The organism is Rathayibacter sp. RFBD1 (assembly GCF_002932915.1).
Taxonomy (GTDB): domain Bacteria; phylum Actinomycetota; class Actinomycetes; order Actinomycetales; family Microbacteriaceae; genus Rathayibacter.
In genome coordinates this window covers 1-15,158 of the sequence record NZ_PSWQ01000018.1, presented here as the reverse complement: position 1 = coordinate 15,158, position 15,158 = coordinate 1, and the positions used below count along the sequence as shown (strand labels likewise).

The following is a 15,158-nucleotide window of genomic DNA, read 5'->3' as shown; positions in this document are numbered from 1 at the left end:
CTCAGGCTCCGGGCGGGGCGTCGACCGTCTTGGCGAAGCTGCCGGTGCGGAAGAACGCGAACGCCTTGGCGACCTTCTCGGGGCTGCCGGCGACCACGAGGGTGTCGCCGGGGAAGACGCGGAAGTCGGGGGCCGGCGCCGGATTGGCGGCGTCGCCCCGGACCACGGCGACGACGGTCAGCCCGACGATCCCTCGGTCGGCGGGCTTGCCGAGCTGCTGTCCGGCGATGTGGTCGTCGTAGTCGACGGTGAACCAGTCGATCGAGAGGCCCGGGATCTGATCGAGCGCGGTCAGCGACTCCGTGATCTGCGTGCCGCCGAGCAGCTCGGCGAGCGTGTGCGCCTCGTCGTCGCTCAGGCGGAGGGACACCTTGGCGCCGTCCTGGTCGCCCTCGGCGAACGTGATCAGGTCGCTGTGGCCGGAGCGGTGGGCGATGACCCCGACCTTGCCGCCGTCGGCCGTCAGGAAGGTGTGCAGAACCCCGACACCGGGCAGTTTGACCCTGCGGACCTCGACCATGCGTGCTCCCTCCGCGCCGTGCGGCGCTCCCACTCGGGACTTCCAGCTTAGGCGCGTGCGGAGCCCTCCTGCCGAGGGAACCCCGACCCGTCGAGGGATCCCGCGGTTCCCGGCCGGCTCGGCGGTCCTGCGTTCCCTCGCTGCCCACAGGTGGTGGGGGGAGTCTCCACAGGAGGAGCGGAGGGAGGGAAAGGGGGGCGGAAGCGTGCAGTGGGGATCTGTCGAGACGGGGCGTGCCGCCGGTCGGACGAGTCCGTGCGGCTGCGCCGCGGTACGCGCCGACCGGCGAGTGGGCGGGGGCCTCCGCGGACGAGCGGCAGCTGGCGCGGATCGACGCCGTGGCCGCGACCTCGAGCGCGCCCTTCGTCCTCCGCGAGTCGGCGGCGGCGGCGGTCCGGGACGCCCCTTGGTCGAGCCTCTTGCGGAGACCGTGCATGTCGAGGGGCGACGGACCCGGGCAGCCGGGCGTGGAACGGCGTCGCGGAGCGCTCGTCTGCCCTCACCCGCACTGATCGACGGACTCGCCGTCTCGGATCTCGCGCAGACCGCCGTCGATCCGAACCGACCCGGCGTTCCTCGGGGGCCGCTCGCCCGAGCACGTGCTTCTCGCCCAGAAGCGCCGGGAAGACCGGATCCGCGCGCGCGGGTCCGCAGTGTCGTCCGCCGGGCTGGCGCGAGGCCTACGACGCCAGCACGTCCGGCCGGCCCGCGCCGGCGTCCGCCGCGTCCAGGGACCCCCGGGCCGTCGAGGGAGCCCGCTGTTCGCGGTGGCCTCGACGGTCAGGATCGCCTCGGTCGGTGAGCGTCAGCTGGGCTGGTACGGCGCGACGACGACCTCGACCCGCTGGAACTCCTTGAGGTCGGAGTAGCCGGTCGTCGCCATCGAGCGGCGCAGGGCGCCGATGAGGTTCGCCGTGCCGTCGGCGCCGGTCGCCGGGCCGTAGAGGACCTGCTCGAGGGTGCCGACGGTGCCGACCTCGACGCGGCGGCCGCGCGGCAGCTGCGGGTGGTGCGCCTCCGCGCCCCAGTGCCAGCCCCCGCCGGGAGCGTCGGTCGCGCGGGCCAGCGCCGAGCCGAGCATCACGGCGTCCGCGCCCACCGCGACGGCCTTCACGATGTCGCCGGAGGTGCCGAGGCCGCCGTCCGCGATGACGTGCACGTAGCGTCCGCCCGACTCGTCGAGGTAGTCGCGGCGAGCGCCGGCGACATCGGCGACCGCGGTCGCCATCGGAGCCTGGATGCCGAGCGTCGTGCGGGTGGTGGAGGCGGCACCGCCGCCGAACCCGACGAGGACGCCCGCGGCGCCCGTGCGCATGAGGTGCAGGGCCGCGGTGTAGGTGGAGGCGCCGCCGACGATGACGGGCACGTCGAGCTCGTAGATGAACTTCTTGAGGTTCAGCGGCTCGGTGTCGCGCGAGACGTGCTCGGCCGAGACGGTCGTGCCGCGGATGACGAACACGTCGACCCCGGCGTCGACGACGGTCTGGTACAGCTCCGCGGTCCGCTGGGGCGACAGGGCCCCGGCGACGGTCACGCCCGCGGCGCGGATCTCGGCCAGGCGCGCAGTCACCAGCTCGGGGCGGATCGGAGCGGAGTAGATCTCCTGCATCCGCTGCGTCGCGGTCTCGGCCGGAAGCCGGCGGATCTCCTCGAGCAGCGGCTCCGGGTCCTCGTACCGCGTCCACAGACCCTCGAGGTCGAGGACGCCCAGCGCCCCCAGATGCCCGAGCCGGATCGCCGTCGCCGGCGACACCACCGAGTCCATCGGCGCGGCGAGAATCGGCGTCGCGAACTGGTACGCGTCGATCGACCACTTCACCGACACGACCTCGGGGTCGCGCGTCCGGCGGCTCGGGACGACGGCGATGTCGTCGAAGGCGTACGCACGGCGGGCGCGCTTGGCGCGCCCGATCTCGATCTCCATGACGCAGAGTTTACTGTGGCTCGCTCCTCGCTCCGCTCGTCGCTCGCCCGCGGTCGGCCCGAGCGGGCGGTCGCGTTCCGCAGAGCGTCCTGCGTCCGCGCTACGCCGATCCGCTCGCACGCGGATCGCCGGTTACCGCTGAGCGGTGTCAGCCGTGGCTCGCTCCTCGCTCCGCTCGCCGCCCGCCCGCGGTCGGCCCGAGCGGGCGGTCGCGGTCCGCGGAGCGGGTCGCGTCCGCGCTACGCCGATCCGCTCGCACGCGGACCGCCGGTCACCGCTGAGCGGCGTCAGCCGTGGCTCGCTCCTCGCTCCGCTCGCCGCCCGCCCGCGGTCGGCCCGAGCTAACGGTCGCGTTCCACAGAGCGTCCTACGTCCGCGCTACGCCGATCCGCTGGAAAGCGGATAGCCGGTCACCGCTCCCACCGGGCTCCGCACCGGGCCGCGATCGACGCGAGCGGGCGCACACCACCAGCAGGTGAAGCCTGCGCGGCCGCCACCACGATTCGCTGCAACGCGGGAAGCCCGTCCCCACTCCGTCGCGCTCGCGCACGGTGCACGACCACTCCCCCACATCGGCAAAGGCGGAAGCCCTCCCCCCGCAGTCGCGGCGGCGCCCCGCGCCGCTCGCGCTGCGTCCCCCGCTCCTCAGCCGAGGACCGGTGCTCGTCTCCCGGAGGGAGGCGGCGGATCGGGATCGCGGCCCCTCCGGCGTGGTGGGCGTATGGGCCGCAGGCCCATCGGGCAGAGGGGCCGCGATCTCGATCCGCCGCCGGCCCCCACCAGACCCCTCAGCGCCGGTAGTTCGGCGCCTCCACCACCATCTGCACATCGTGCGGGTGCGACTCCTTCAGCCCGGCCGCCGTGATGCGCACGAACTTCCCGCGCTCCTTCAGCTCGGGGATGGTGCGCGCTCCGACGTAGAACATCGACTGGCGGAGCCCGCCGGCGAGCTGGTACGCCACGTTCGCGAGCGGGCCGCGGTAGGGCACCTGGCCCTCGATGCCCTCGGCGATCAGCTTGTCGTCGGTGGGCACGTCGGACTGGAAGTAGCGGTCCTTCGAGTAGGAGGTCCGCTCGCCGCGGGTCTGCAGGGCGCCGAGGGAGCCCATGCCGCGGTAGGTCTTGAACTGCTTGCCGTTCTGGAACACGAGGTCGCCGGGGCTCTCCTCGCAGCCCGCGAGGAGCGAGCCGAGCATCACGGTGTCGGCGCCGGCGACGAGCGCCTTGGCGATGTCGCCGGAGTACTGGAGGCCGCCGTCGGCGATCACCGGCACGCCGGACTCGCGCGCGGCGAGGGACGCCTCGTAGACCGCGGTGACCTGCGGGACTCCGACGCCGGCGACGACGCGGGTGGTGCAGATCGAGCCGGGGCCGACGCCGACCTTGATGGCGTCGGCGCCCGCGTCGACGAGGGCCTGCGCCCCGGAGCGGGTCGCGACGTTGCCGCCGATGACGTCGACGCCGGCGAACGCGGAGTCGGACTTCAGGCGGCGGATGATGTCGAGCACGCCGGCGGAGTCGCCGTTGGCGGTGTCGACGACGATCACGTCGACGCCCGCGTCGAGCAGGGCGGTGGCGCGCTGCCAGGCGTCGCCGAAGAAGCCGATCGCGGCGCCGACCCGGAGGCGGCCCTCGTCGTCCTTCGTGGCGTTGGGGTACTGCTCCGACTTGTCGAAGTCCTTGACCGTGATGAGGCCGGCGAGCTTGCCCTGCGCGTCGACGAGCGGCAGCTTCTCGATCTTGTGCTGCGCGAAGAGGGCGATGACCTCGCTGTCGGGGATGCCGACGCGGCCCGTGATCAGACCGGTGGTGGTCATCACGTCGCGGACGAGCGTGGTCGCCTTCTCGAACGGCGAGACGAAGCGCATGTCGCGGTTGGTGATGATGCCCACGAGCACGCCGGTGGAGTCGACGACGGGGAGGCCGCTGATCCGGTACTGGCCGCAGAGGTCGTCGACCTGGGCGACGGTGGCGTCCGGAGTGGTGGTGACGGGGTTCGAGACCATGCCCGACTCGCTCCGCTTCACCCGGTCGACCTGGTCGGCCTGGTCGGCGATGGAGAGGTTGCGGTGCAGGACGCCGAGGCCGCCCTGGCGGGCCATCGCGATCGCCATGCGCGCCTCGGTGACGGTGTCCATCGCCGCGGAGAGCAGCGGGGTCGCCACGCTGATGCGCTTGGTGAGACGGGAGGCCGTGTCGGCCTCGCTCGGGATGACGTCGGTGTGCCCTGGGAGGAGCATGACGTCGTCGTAGGTGAGTCCGAGGAATCCGAAGGGATCCGGCTGGTCCATCAATGCCCCTTAGCAGGTCGAGTGCGGGAGCCCGGAGAGGACGGGAGGAGTCCGCTCACGAGCGCCACGGTTGTTCGATCTTAAGCGCCGCAGGGCCCGCGGTATTCCTCGACGGCGCGGCCGCCGGGCCGCGGATGGGCGCTGGAGCGCTCTCCTCTCCCTCATAATGTCGTCACGCGTAAGTGCGGACGGTGAAACACCGCCGACACATGCGGAACGTATGGTCAACCAACGTTGTTTGACGACGGCGATTCGGGCGTGCCCGGAGACCCCATCCGTCTGTGCACCCTGACGAGAGGTAGACGTCTTGCTCACAGCCAGCCGTTCGATGCGCCGCCAGCGCTCGACGACCCTGCATCCGACGGACCGGGAGGCGCCCCGTGGATAGGAGACGCCCGAGGCTCCGAGACCGGCTCCTGGCCCTGGGTCTGCTCGCCGCGACCCTCACCGGGATCGCCGCAGCAGCCCCCGCCGCACTCGCCGCCACCACCGCCGACCAGTCGATCATCGCCTGGGTCCGCGTGCAGGGGACGAACGAGAACCTGACGGGGGTGACCGTCGAGATCGGCGGCGACGCCTCCGCGACCGTGACCACCGGCGAGGACGGCCGGGCCACGTTCCCCCTCGACGCCGCGGGCACCTACACGGTGACCGTCGACGAGGAGTCCCTGCCCGCCGACAAGGGCTACCCCGCCGCGGGTCAGAACCCGAAGCAGGTGAAGATCGTCGCCTCGCAGAACCAGATCGTGAACTTCATCGTCTCGACGGCCAACCCGAAGGGCTCCGGAGCAACCGTCCCGGTCCCGACGGACTCCGCGGCTCCGACGAGCCCCGCGACCGAGGGCACGACCGGCAACGACGCGACGAACCCCGACGGCACGTCCAATGCGGTGAACCAGCCGGTGTCGGCCGACACGTTCTGGATCATCTTCTGGCCGAAGGTCGTCACCGGCCTGATCTTCGGGCTCCTGATCGCCCTCGCGGCGATCGGCGCCTCGCTGATCTACGGCGTGACCGGCCTGAACAACTTCGCCCACGGCGAGCTGGTCACCTTCGGCGCGCTGATGGCGTACCTCTTCTCCGGGGTCTTCGGACTCCCGGCGCTGCTGGCCATCCCGATCGCGGTGATCCTCGGCGGGGCCTTCGGCTTCGTCCAGGACGGACTGCTCTGGAAGCCGCTGCGGAAGAAGGGCATCCAGCTCATCCCGCTGATGATCGTGACGATCGGCCTCTCGCTGGCCCTGCGCTACGTGTTCGTCTTCTTCTTCGGAGCCGACCGGCTCTCGCTCCCCAACAGCACCGCTCCGTTCTTCACGGTGCCGGAGCTCGGGATCAGCCTGAAGTTCACCGACATCGTCGGCGCCGTCGTCGGCGTCGTCTGCATCGTCGCCGTGGCCTACGTCCTCACGAAGACGAAGATCGGCAAGGCGATGCGGGCGGTCTCGGACAACCGGGCCCTCGCCTCCGCCTCGGGCATCAACGTCGAGCGCGTCATCCGCGTCGTCTGGGTGATGTCGGGCGCTCTCGCCGCGCTGGCGGGCGTCTACATCGGCTACTACCAGTCGCTGCGCTGGGACACGGGAGCGTCGATCCTGCTGCTGATCTTCGCGGCGATCACGCTCGGCGGACTCGGCTCCGCCTACGGCGCGCTGGTCGGCTCGCTCATCATCGGACTGATGATGAACATCTCGACGATCTGGATCCCGGAGAACCTCAAGTACGTGGCTCCGCTCGTTCTCATGATCATCATCCTCCTGGTCAGGCCGCAGGGAATCCTGGGCCGCAAGGAACGGATCGGCTAGGACACCATGAACCTCAACTTCATCTGGCTGGCGATCGGGCAGATCGTCGATCCCACTGTCGCCGCGTACGCGCTGGCGACCATCGGCCTGGTCATCCACTTCGGATTCACGGGGCTGCTCAACTTCGGACAGGCCGGCTTCATGGCAGTGGGCGGCTACGCCTTCGCCATCACGTCGGTCAAGTTCGAATGGCCCGTCTGGGGCTCCTTCCTCGCGACGATCGTCGCGGCGACCGTCTTCGCGCTCATCCTGGGCATCCCGACGCTGCGGCTGCGGGCCGACTACCTCTCGATCGTCACGATCGCGGCGGCGGAGATCATCCGGCTCTCGGTCAAGACCCCCGAGTTCTCGGCGATCACCGGCGGCTCGGAGGGCATCAACGGCGCGGCGAAGGCGTTCAACGACCTCAACCCGCTCCCCGAGGGCCGCTGGGGCATCGGCGTCCTCACCTACAGCCAGGACCAGTGGTGGGTGCGGATCGTCGGCTGGGGCCTCGTGCTCCTGGCCTGCCTCCTGGTGTTCCTCCTGATGCGCAGCCCCTGGGGCCGCGTCATCAAGGGCATCCGCGAGGACGAGGACGCCGTGCGCTCGCTCGGCAAGAACGTCTTCTCGTACAAGATCCAGGCGCTCATCCTGGGCGGCGTGCTCGGAGGCCTCGCAGGAGCGCTGTTCATCCTCCCCCGCTCGCTCCAGCCCGACAACTACGGCACCCAGCTCACGTTCTTCCTCTACACGATCATGCTGCTGGGCGGCGCCGCGACGGTCTTCGGACCCGTCGTCGGCTCGATCATCTTCTGGGTCGTCCTCGGTCTGACCGATGGACTGCTCACGCTCGGGATCGACACCGGGGTCCTCAACAACGACCTCATCCGCCTCACCACCGTGCAGACCGGACCCATCCGGTTCATCGTGGTGGGGGTAGCCCTCATGCTCCTGGTGATCTTCAGACCCCAGGGGATCTTCGGCAAGAAGAAGGATCTGCACTTTGCCTAAGACGCCGGTCTCGGACATCACCGAGGAAGCAATCGTCCCCGGGGTCAGGAAGAAGGACCCCATCGTCGTCGCCGACAACGTCAGCCGCCGCTTCGGCGGCCTGACCGCGGTCGACGTCGAGCACCTCGAGATCCCCCGCGGATCCATCACCGCCCTGATCGGCCCGAACGGGGCCGGCAAGACCACGTTCTTCAACCTGCTGACGGGCTTCGACAAGCCCAACACCGGCAAGTGGAACTTCAAGGGCAAGAACCTCGCCAACGTCCCGGCCTACCGGGTGTCGCGGATGGGCATGGTGCGCACGTTCCAGCTCACCAAGGCGCTCGGCGGCATGACGGTGCTCGAGAACATGCTGCTCGGCGCGAAGGGGCAGAAGGGCGAGAACATCTTCACCTCGCTCATCCGCCCGCTGTGGTCGAAGGAGGAGGACTCGATCGAGCAGCGCGCGATCCGCCTGCTCGAGAAGTTCAAGCTGGACACCAAGCGGGACGACTACGCGTCGAGCCTGTCGGGCGGCCAGAAGAAGCTGCTCGAGATGGCGCGGGCGCTGATGTCGGAGCCCGAGCTCGTCATGCTCGACGAGCCGATGGCCGGCGTGAACCCGGCGCTGACGCAGTCGCTTCTGGGTCACATCGTGAACCTGAAGGACGAGGGCATGACCGTGCTCTTCGTCGAGCACGACATGCACATGGTCAACACGATCGCCGACTGGGTGATCGTGATGGCCGAGGGCAAGGTCGTCGCCGAGGGCCCGCCCTCGACCGTGATGAACGACCCGGCCGTCATCGACGCGTACCTCGGCGCGCACCACGACACCGACCTGGGCACGATCGAGGGCCAGCTCGAGATCGCCGAGGAGATGGACTCCGACCTCGTCCGCGAGGACGTGGAGCGGCAGGCGGAGCAGGCCGGCATCCCGACGCCCGGCCACGACGCTCCGGCGGCCGGAACGGCGTCCCCGTCGGCCTCCGCGCCGACGAGCGTCGCCCCGACGACCGACGCCCCGGCCGTCGAATTCGAGAAGGACGAGAGATGACCGCCGACACGACGACTCCGAACACCCTCGAGACGCACGATCTGCACGCGGGCTACGTGCCGGGGGTCAACATCCTCAACGGCTCGAACGTCTACGTGAAGCGCGGCGAGCTCGTCGGGATCATCGGCCCGAACGGCGCCGGCAAGTCGACGCTGCTGAAGGCGATGTTCGGCCTGGTCAACATCCGCCAGGGCACCGTCCTGCTGAACGGCGAGGACATCACCGGCCTCAAGGCCGACAAGCTGGTGTCCAAGGGCGTGGGCTTCGTGCCGCAGAACAACAACGTCTTCCCGTCGCTCACCATCGAGGAGAACCTCGAGATGGGCATGTACCAGAAGCCGAAGCTGTACAAGGAGCGGCTCGAGTTCGTCACCGAGCTCTTCCCGGAGCTCAGCAAGCGACTCAAGCAGCGCTCGGGGTCGCTCTCGGGCGGTGAGCGCCAGATGGTGGCGATGTCGCGGGCTCTGATGATGGACCCGTCGATGCTGCTGCTCGACGAGCCCAGCGCCGGCCTGTCCCCGATGCGGCAGGACGAGACCTTCGTCAACGTGCAGCGGATCAACCGCGCGGGCGTCTCGATCATGATCGTCGAGCAGAACGCGCGGCGGGCGCTGCAGATCTGCGACCGCGGCTACGTCCTCGACCAGGGCCGCGACGCCTACGAGGGCGCGGGCCGGGAGCTGATGAACGATCCGAAGGTCATCGAGCTCTACCTGGGCACGCTCGCGACGACCAACGAGGTCACCACGAGCACCCCGACCGTCGGCGGCTGACCCCCGCTGCGAAGGGCCCGTCGTCTCCGGACGGCGGGCCCTTCGTCGTCGCCGGGGCGCTGAGCGGGCGCGAGCGGGGCCGATGCGGCTCCGGGGCGGAGGCGGGGCCGCTCGCCCAGGGCGCCGTGCCGCTCGGAGACCACTCCGAGCAGGGCGGGAAAGCTGTCGCAGTGCCCGTACACGCGCCGGTACGGGGTGCCGGAGAAGGGAGGCGAGGGGGCCGCTCTCCCGGCGCGGACAAGACTTCACCGGTCTTTTCGCGATGCCCGCCGGACCCCGGAAAGTCGGCGGAACGGCGGGCCGGACCCTCGGTCTCCTGTCCGCGGGACGAGGGCAGGACAGCGAGAGTCTCTCCGCACCAGCGACCCCCACGAAGGGGACAGGATATCGCCCTGCCTGCCGTAGTTTTGGGGACACGGGACAGCCCTGCAGGGGGACGTCCCGCTCCCCTCTCCCCCGGTAGGGACCGCGATCGGTCGCCGATCTCCTCCCCTCCCCGCAGCGCCTCGAGCGCCGCGTCGTCCGCCTCGAAGGAGCCGACCATGAAGAGCTACACCCCCGCCCCTGTGGAACTCGGAGCCGGCTTCGGCACCGGTGCGATCGGCGACTACGAGCGCTGGCGCGTCGTCGGCGTCTACGCCCAGGTGGTCATCGCCGAGACCACCGGCGGCAAGCGCCGCAACTACAGCCGTTCCTTCGTCACGTACCGCCTGGCGCAGGAGGCGGAGCTGCTCCGCGCCTCTTAGGCCCTCCGCACACCACGAGCGCGCGTCCTCCCCCCGGAGGGCGCGCGCTTCTGCGTTCCCGCTCGACGTCGTCGCTCCCGCCCGCGGTCCGGCAGGGCGCCCTCGAGGCCGGGAGAGGCGCTCGGAGGCGCGTACAGGCCGTCCGAGCCGCTCCTCCCCGGAGTGGGCTCCTCGACGCGACGCGAGGCCCAGGATGCCGCGGAGCCGTCATCCCGCACCCGGCAGCGGTCGCCCTCGCGGACGACCGCCGCGCCTCTCTGCGTCCGCGCGACGACGCGTCTCCGGCTCTGCGCTCCGGGGACGGCGAAGGGGCCCGGTCCGAAGACCGAGCCCCTCAGGGATGCGGCAGGAGCCGCGCCACCGCGTCGTCAGTTCAGCGAACCCTCGACGGTCTCCTCGAAGGAGGTGGTGTTGCCCGTGCCGTACTTGTAGATCGAGACCGAGGCCTCGCTGGTGTCGCCGTTCTCGTCGAACGAGATCGGGCCGGAGAGGCCGTCGTAGTCGACGTCCTCGCCGTCGGCGATGAGCTTCGCGCAGTCGGCGAAGGTCGTGCACTTGGTGCCGCCCTCCGAGACCGACATGAGGTTGTCGCGGATGGTCGCACCGTCCGTCGCCTTGCCCTGGAGCGCGGCGAGAGCGGTCAGGACCGTGGCGTCGTACGACTCCGGCGCATAGCTGAACACGGTCAGCGCGTCGTTGCCCTGCGACTCGACGAGCGACTGCAGCTTGCCCTGGAAGTCCTCGGACGCCTGGACGCCCGGGTTGGTGAACTGCGCGCCGGCGATGTCGACGTTGGTGTCGGACTCGCCGATGACGCCGTAGTTGCCGTCCGTGCCGTAGAGCTTCGAGAAGTCGAAGCCCTTGGCCGAGAGCTGCTCCGCGATGGTCTTGATCTCGTCGAACGAGATGACGACCAGCGCGTCGGGGTTCGGGGCGAGGACCGAGGTCAGCGCCGAGTTGAAGTCGGTCGAGGCCGGCTCGAAGATCTCCTCGGCCGCGACGGATGCTCCGCCCGCCTCGAGGGTCTCCTTGATGTTCTTCTCGAGGCCGGTGCCGTACGCGTCGTTCATGTACAGGATCGAGACGTTGGTCTTGCCGTCGCCGAGGATCTTGTTGCCGAGGATGCGGCCCTGGAGCACGTCCGAGGGAGCGGTGCGCCAGTAGTAGCCGTCGTCGTCGTAGGTCGTGAAGTCCGGCGAGGTGTTGGCCGGCGAGATCTGGACGACGCCCGCCTGGGTCACCTGGTCGATGAAGGTCTTCGAGACGCCCGAGGACGCCGCGCCGATGATGGCGGAGACGTTGTCGGCGATGAGGGACGTGGCCGACTGCGTCGCGATGTCGGTCGTGGTGTCGCCCGAGTCCTTCTGCTCCACGTCGATCGTGATGCCGGCCTTGGCGTCGTTGATGTCGACGACCGCCTGGTCGACGCCCGCGATCTCGGGCGGGCCGAGGACGGCGAGGGTGCCGGTCTGCGGGAGGATCGTGCCGATCTTGAGGGACAGGTCGCCCGAGCCGCTGTCGCCGCTCGATCCGCTGTCGCCGCCGCCGGCGCAGCCGGCGAGGACGAGAGCGCTGGCGCCCAGAATGGCGACGCCGCCGAGGGTTGCCCGGAGGGACCGCGCGCGGGCCGAGCCGGCCTTCGCGTAAACGCCCATGTTGCTCCTTGAGAGGTGTGTGTCAGTGGGAGCGGCGCCGGTGGCAACCGCTCGGCCAACCTAACCTCCGAAGCAGCCGTGAACAATACAGGGGTGTTACCAATACGTTTCGCGACCGGATCGTTACCATTCCGCTGTCGCGCCGCGCCAGGACGACGCGTTCCGCAGATCAGACGGAGGAACGGCGCCGTCTGCGCTCCGCGGCGACGAGGTCGCCTGAGAAGATCGCCAGGGCGGCCCACACCAGCGCGAAGCCGATCCAGCGCTCGAGCGGCATCTCCTCGTGCAGGACGAAGGCCCCGACGAGGAACTGCAGGAACGGCGTCAGGTACTGCACGAAGCCGACGACCGACAGCGGGAGGCGCCGGGCGGCGCCCGCGAACAGGAGCAGCGGGACGGCCGTGACGATGCCGGCCGAGGCGAGGATGAGGGCGTGCCCCGTCCCCTCCGTCGTCAGGGTCAGCCCCACCGTGGAGCCGACGACCGCCAGCTGCACGACGGCGAGCGGCGTCAGCCAGAGCGTCTCGAGCGTCAGCCCGCCGACCGCGTCCACCGTGCCGCCGACGCGGCTCTTCACCAGGCCGTAGAGGCCGAACGAGAAGGCGAGGGCGAGCGAGATCCACGGGAAGGATCCGTAGCCCACCGCGATGACCAGCACCGCGACCGCGCTGACGCCCATCGCGGCCCACTGCAGGGGCCGGAGGCGCTCGCGCAGCACCAGGACGCCCAGCAGCACCGTGACCAGCGGGTTCATGAAGTAGCCCAGGGCCGCCTCGATGACGTGGCCCGTGGTCGTGGCGATCACGTAGACCTGCCAGTTGACGTAGATGAGCACGCCCGCGATCGCCATCACGCCGAGCAGGCGGGGGCGGCGCAGCAGCGCGCCGAAGGAGCGCCAGCCGCGGAGGACCGTGAGCAGGATCACGCAGAAGACGAGCGAGAAGAGCACCCGGAACGCGACGATCTCGAACGGCGAGGCCGGCGCCATCGCGATGAAGTAGAGGGGCATCGCACCCCAGAGCAGGTAGGCCGAGAACGCGAACAGCAGCCCCGTGCCGGACATCCCGCCCGGGCGTCCCGCCGCTCCGAGCGCCTCCACTCCTTCGCCGACGGGCACGTCCGAAGGGGACGGCGAGACGGACTCGGCAGGGGTGCGGGAGCTGGTCACTCCCCCGATGCTACGCAGGCGCGGGGTGGGAGGACGGCCCCGTAGCGGGCGGATCAGGCCACTGGTCGCGAGGAGGACCGGGAACGACGGAAGGGCCCGCCGACCGAGGTCGACGGGCCCTTCCGAGGGATGCTGACTAGCGGACGACGACCGCGAGGACGTCGCGAGCGGAGAGGACCAGCAGGTCCTCGCCACCGAACTTGACCTCGGTTCCGCCGTACTTGGAGTAGATCACCTTGTCGCCGACGGCGACGTCGAGCGGCACGCGGTTGCCGTTGTCGTCGATGCGACCGGGTCCGACGGCGACGACCTCGCCCTCCTGCGGCTTCTCCTTGGCGGTATCGGGGATGACGAGACCGGAAGCGGTCACCTGCTCCGCCTCGACCTGCTTGATGACGATGCGATCTTCGAGCGGCTTGATGGACACCGACACGGTTGACCTCTTTCTTGACGACGATGTGGGCGGAACGCGGTTCTGGCACACACGCTCCGAGAGTGCTAGATCCATCGTAGGGGCTCCGCTGGCACTCGTGCAATCAGAGTGCCAAGCGGGGCGGCGGACCCGCCGGGAGGCCGTGGCCTACCATGGCCGGATGCGACGCGACGAGCTGGTCGAGCTCCTCTCCCCCGAGGGCCTCCGGCTCCTCGACTCCCTCGACGGCTACCGGTCCGACGACCTGGTGCGGGCCGTGGCACGCCTCCGGGCCGCCGGCCACTCCCCCGTCCTCGTCGCCGCGGTGCTCACCCAGGCGAGGCTCCGGCAGAAGGCGGAGGCGAAGTTCGGAGAGTTCGCCCGCTCGATGCTCTTCACGGACGCGGGACTCGAGCAGGCGACGCGGCTGCGCGTCGCCGCCCTGCACGCCGGCCGGTTCGCCGCGGCGGGAGCGGCGCGCGTCGCCGACCTCGGCAGCGGGATCGGCGGCGACGCCCTCGCGATGGCCGCGATCGACCTGGCGGTCACCGCCGTCGAGGCCGACGAGGTCACCGCGACCCTGGCCAGCTTCAACCTCGCCCCGTTCCCCGCGGCGAGCGCCGTGCACTCGACGGCCGAGGCCTTCGACCTCGACGGCTTCGACGCCGTCTACCTGGACCCGGCACGCCGCACGGCGGGCCACCGCGAGACCCGCCGGCTCGACGATCCGGACGACTACTCCCCCTCGCTCGACTTCGCGTTCGGCCTGGCCGAGCATCGTCCCGTGGGCGTGAAGGTGGGTCCCGGCTTCGACCGCGAGCGCCTGCCGCGGGACGCCGAGGCGCAGTGGGTCTCGGTCGACGGGGAGCTGGTCGAGACCGGGCTCTGGTTCGGTTCTCTGGCGCGCCCGGGCGTGCGCCGCTCCGCTCTGCTGCTCGGCGCGACCGGCTCCTCCGAGCTCACCGCGGCGGGCGACAGCGAGGACGAGGAGGTCGGCCCCCTCGGCGCGTTCGTGCACGAGCCGGACGGCTCCGCGATCCGCGCGCGCCTCCTGGGCGAGCTCGCGCGCTCCAGCGGCTCGCGGATGCTCTCGCCCGGCATCGCCTATCTGACGGGCGACGATGCGGCCGCCTCGCCCTTCCTCCGCAGCTTCCGGGTCCTCGCCGAGCTGCCGCTGGACGAGCGCACGCTGGCGAAGGAGCTGCGCACCCGCGGCATCGGCGTGCTCGAGATCAAGAAGCGCGGGGTGGACGTCGACCCCGCCCGCTTCCGCAAGCGGCTGGGCCTCTCCGGCACCGGCAGCGCGGTGCTGATCCTGACGCGGATCGCCGGGCGCCACCGCGCGCTGCTCGCGGAGCGCGTCGAGCGGCCCGCGCCGGCTCAGTAGCCGGAGGTGCCGGCGGCGAGGGCGACCACGACGAAGACGAGGAAGACCGCCAGGTAGATCAGCGAGACGGCGATGCCGGCGAACCCGGTGATGATCGCGGTCAGCGCGAAGCCGCGCGCGGCCGGCTCGCGCCGGCGTCCGAGGAAGCCGAGCACGACGGCCGGAGCCGACAGCAGGAAGCCGAAGCCGGCGGCGAAGAGCGTGATGACCAGGCCGACGATGCCGAGGATCATCCCGACGAGGCTCAGCGTGCGGGGGACGACGGGCGCCGGTGCGGCCGCATAGGCGGCGGGGTGGCCGGGCACGGAGGAGTAGGCGGGCGCGGAGGAGTAGGCGGGCGCCGAGGGGTACGCGGGCGGGGGCGGCGGCGACCCGTAGGCCGGCGGTGCGGAGTCGGCGAGCGGCACCGACGGCTGCGACGCGGCCGAGGGCGGAGCGGGCGGGGCAGGGG

The 15,158-nt window shown here is 70.9% G+C and carries 13 protein-coding genes; 6 read left to right on the top strand and 7 right to left on the bottom strand.

The window, feature by feature from the left end; all coding sequences use genetic code 11:
* Window position 1: 1 nt before the first annotated feature.
* The 3 genes from C5D50_RS08255 to guaB form a co-directional block, all read right to left on the bottom strand.
* Window positions 2-520 (bottom strand): cation:proton antiporter regulatory subunit, encoded by a 519-nt coding sequence (locus C5D50_RS08255; protein ID WP_068256939.1) that lies wholly within the window; start codon window positions 518-520, stop codon window positions 2-4.
* A gap of 805 nt (window positions 521-1,325) precedes the next feature.
* Window positions 1,326-2,444, bottom strand: a complete 1,119-nt coding sequence (locus C5D50_RS08250; protein WP_104224734.1) for a GuaB3 family IMP dehydrogenase-related protein — start codon at window positions 2,442-2,444, stop codon at window positions 1,326-1,328.
* Between the two features lie 788 nt (window positions 2,445-3,232).
* Window positions 3,233-4,735 carry an IMP dehydrogenase gene (gene guaB / locus C5D50_RS08245; protein ID WP_104283243.1) on the bottom strand — a complete coding sequence of 501 codons (1,503 nt, stop codon included), beginning with the start codon at window positions 4,733-4,735 and terminating at the stop codon, window positions 3,233-3,235.
* A 380-nt stretch (window positions 4,736-5,115) separates the two neighbouring features.
* On the opposite strand from guaB, the gene C5D50_RS08240 reads away from it, so the two are divergent.
* From C5D50_RS08240 to C5D50_RS08220, 5 genes are all read left to right on the top strand, one after another.
* Window positions 5,116-6,537, top strand: coding sequence for a branched-chain amino acid ABC transporter permease (locus tag C5D50_RS08240; protein WP_104224732.1), 1,422 nt, complete (start codon window positions 5,116-5,118; stop codon window positions 6,535-6,537).
* A 6-nt stretch (window positions 6,538-6,543) separates the two neighbouring features.
* Window positions 6,544-7,530, top strand: coding sequence for a branched-chain amino acid ABC transporter permease (locus C5D50_RS08235; protein ID WP_104224731.1), 987 nt, complete (start codon window positions 6,544-6,546; stop codon window positions 7,528-7,530).
* Window positions 7,523-8,566 (top strand): ABC transporter ATP-binding protein, encoded by a 1,044-nt coding sequence (locus tag C5D50_RS08230; protein WP_104251056.1) that lies wholly within the window; start codon window positions 7,523-7,525, stop codon window positions 8,564-8,566. Before C5D50_RS08235 ends, C5D50_RS08230 begins: the two co-directional genes overlap by 8 nt.
* Window positions 8,563-9,339 (top strand): ABC transporter ATP-binding protein, encoded by a 777-nt coding sequence (locus C5D50_RS08225; protein WP_104224729.1) that lies wholly within the window; start codon window positions 8,563-8,565, stop codon window positions 9,337-9,339. Before C5D50_RS08230 ends, C5D50_RS08225 begins: the two co-directional genes overlap by 4 nt.
* A 542-nt stretch (window positions 9,340-9,881) precedes the next feature.
* Window positions 9,882-10,085, top strand: coding sequence for a hypothetical protein (locus C5D50_RS08220; protein ID WP_104234164.1), 204 nt, complete (start codon window positions 9,882-9,884; stop codon window positions 10,083-10,085).
* A gap of 368 nt (window positions 10,086-10,453) precedes the next feature.
* Here C5D50_RS08220 and C5D50_RS08215 read toward each other — a convergent pair whose 3' ends face one another.
* The 3 genes from C5D50_RS08215 to groES form a co-directional block, all read right to left on the bottom strand.
* Window positions 10,454-11,740, bottom strand: coding sequence for an ABC transporter substrate-binding protein (locus C5D50_RS08215; protein WP_104234163.1), 1,287 nt, complete (start codon window positions 11,738-11,740; stop codon window positions 10,454-10,456).
* 169 nt (window positions 11,741-11,909) lie between these two features.
* The gene (rarD, locus tag C5D50_RS08210) at window positions 11,910-12,803 is read right to left on the bottom strand and encodes an EamA family transporter RarD (RefSeq protein WP_104283242.1); all 894 of its coding nucleotides are present in this window, start codon (window positions 12,801-12,803) and stop codon (window positions 11,910-11,912) included.
* A 241-nt stretch (window positions 12,804-13,044) separates the two neighbouring features.
* Entirely contained in the window at window positions 13,045-13,341 is a 297-nt protein-coding gene (gene groES / locus C5D50_RS08205) for a co-chaperone GroES (RefSeq protein WP_097167691.1), read from the bottom strand.
* Window positions 13,342-13,501: 160 nt separating this feature from the next.
* Between groES and C5D50_RS08200 the strand changes: the two genes are divergently transcribed.
* The gene (locus C5D50_RS08200; RefSeq protein ID WP_104251055.1) at window positions 13,502-14,707 is read left to right on the top strand and encodes an SAM-dependent methyltransferase; all 1,206 of its coding nucleotides are present in this window, start codon (window positions 13,502-13,504) and stop codon (window positions 14,705-14,707) included.
* On the opposite strand, the gene C5D50_RS08195 is transcribed toward C5D50_RS08200, so the two are convergent.
* On the bottom strand, window positions 14,701-15,158 hold a 458-nt coding region (locus C5D50_RS08195), incomplete at its 5' end, for a hypothetical protein (protein WP_104288985.1). The two genes, C5D50_RS08200 and C5D50_RS08195, sit on opposite strands and share 7 nt — an antisense overlap.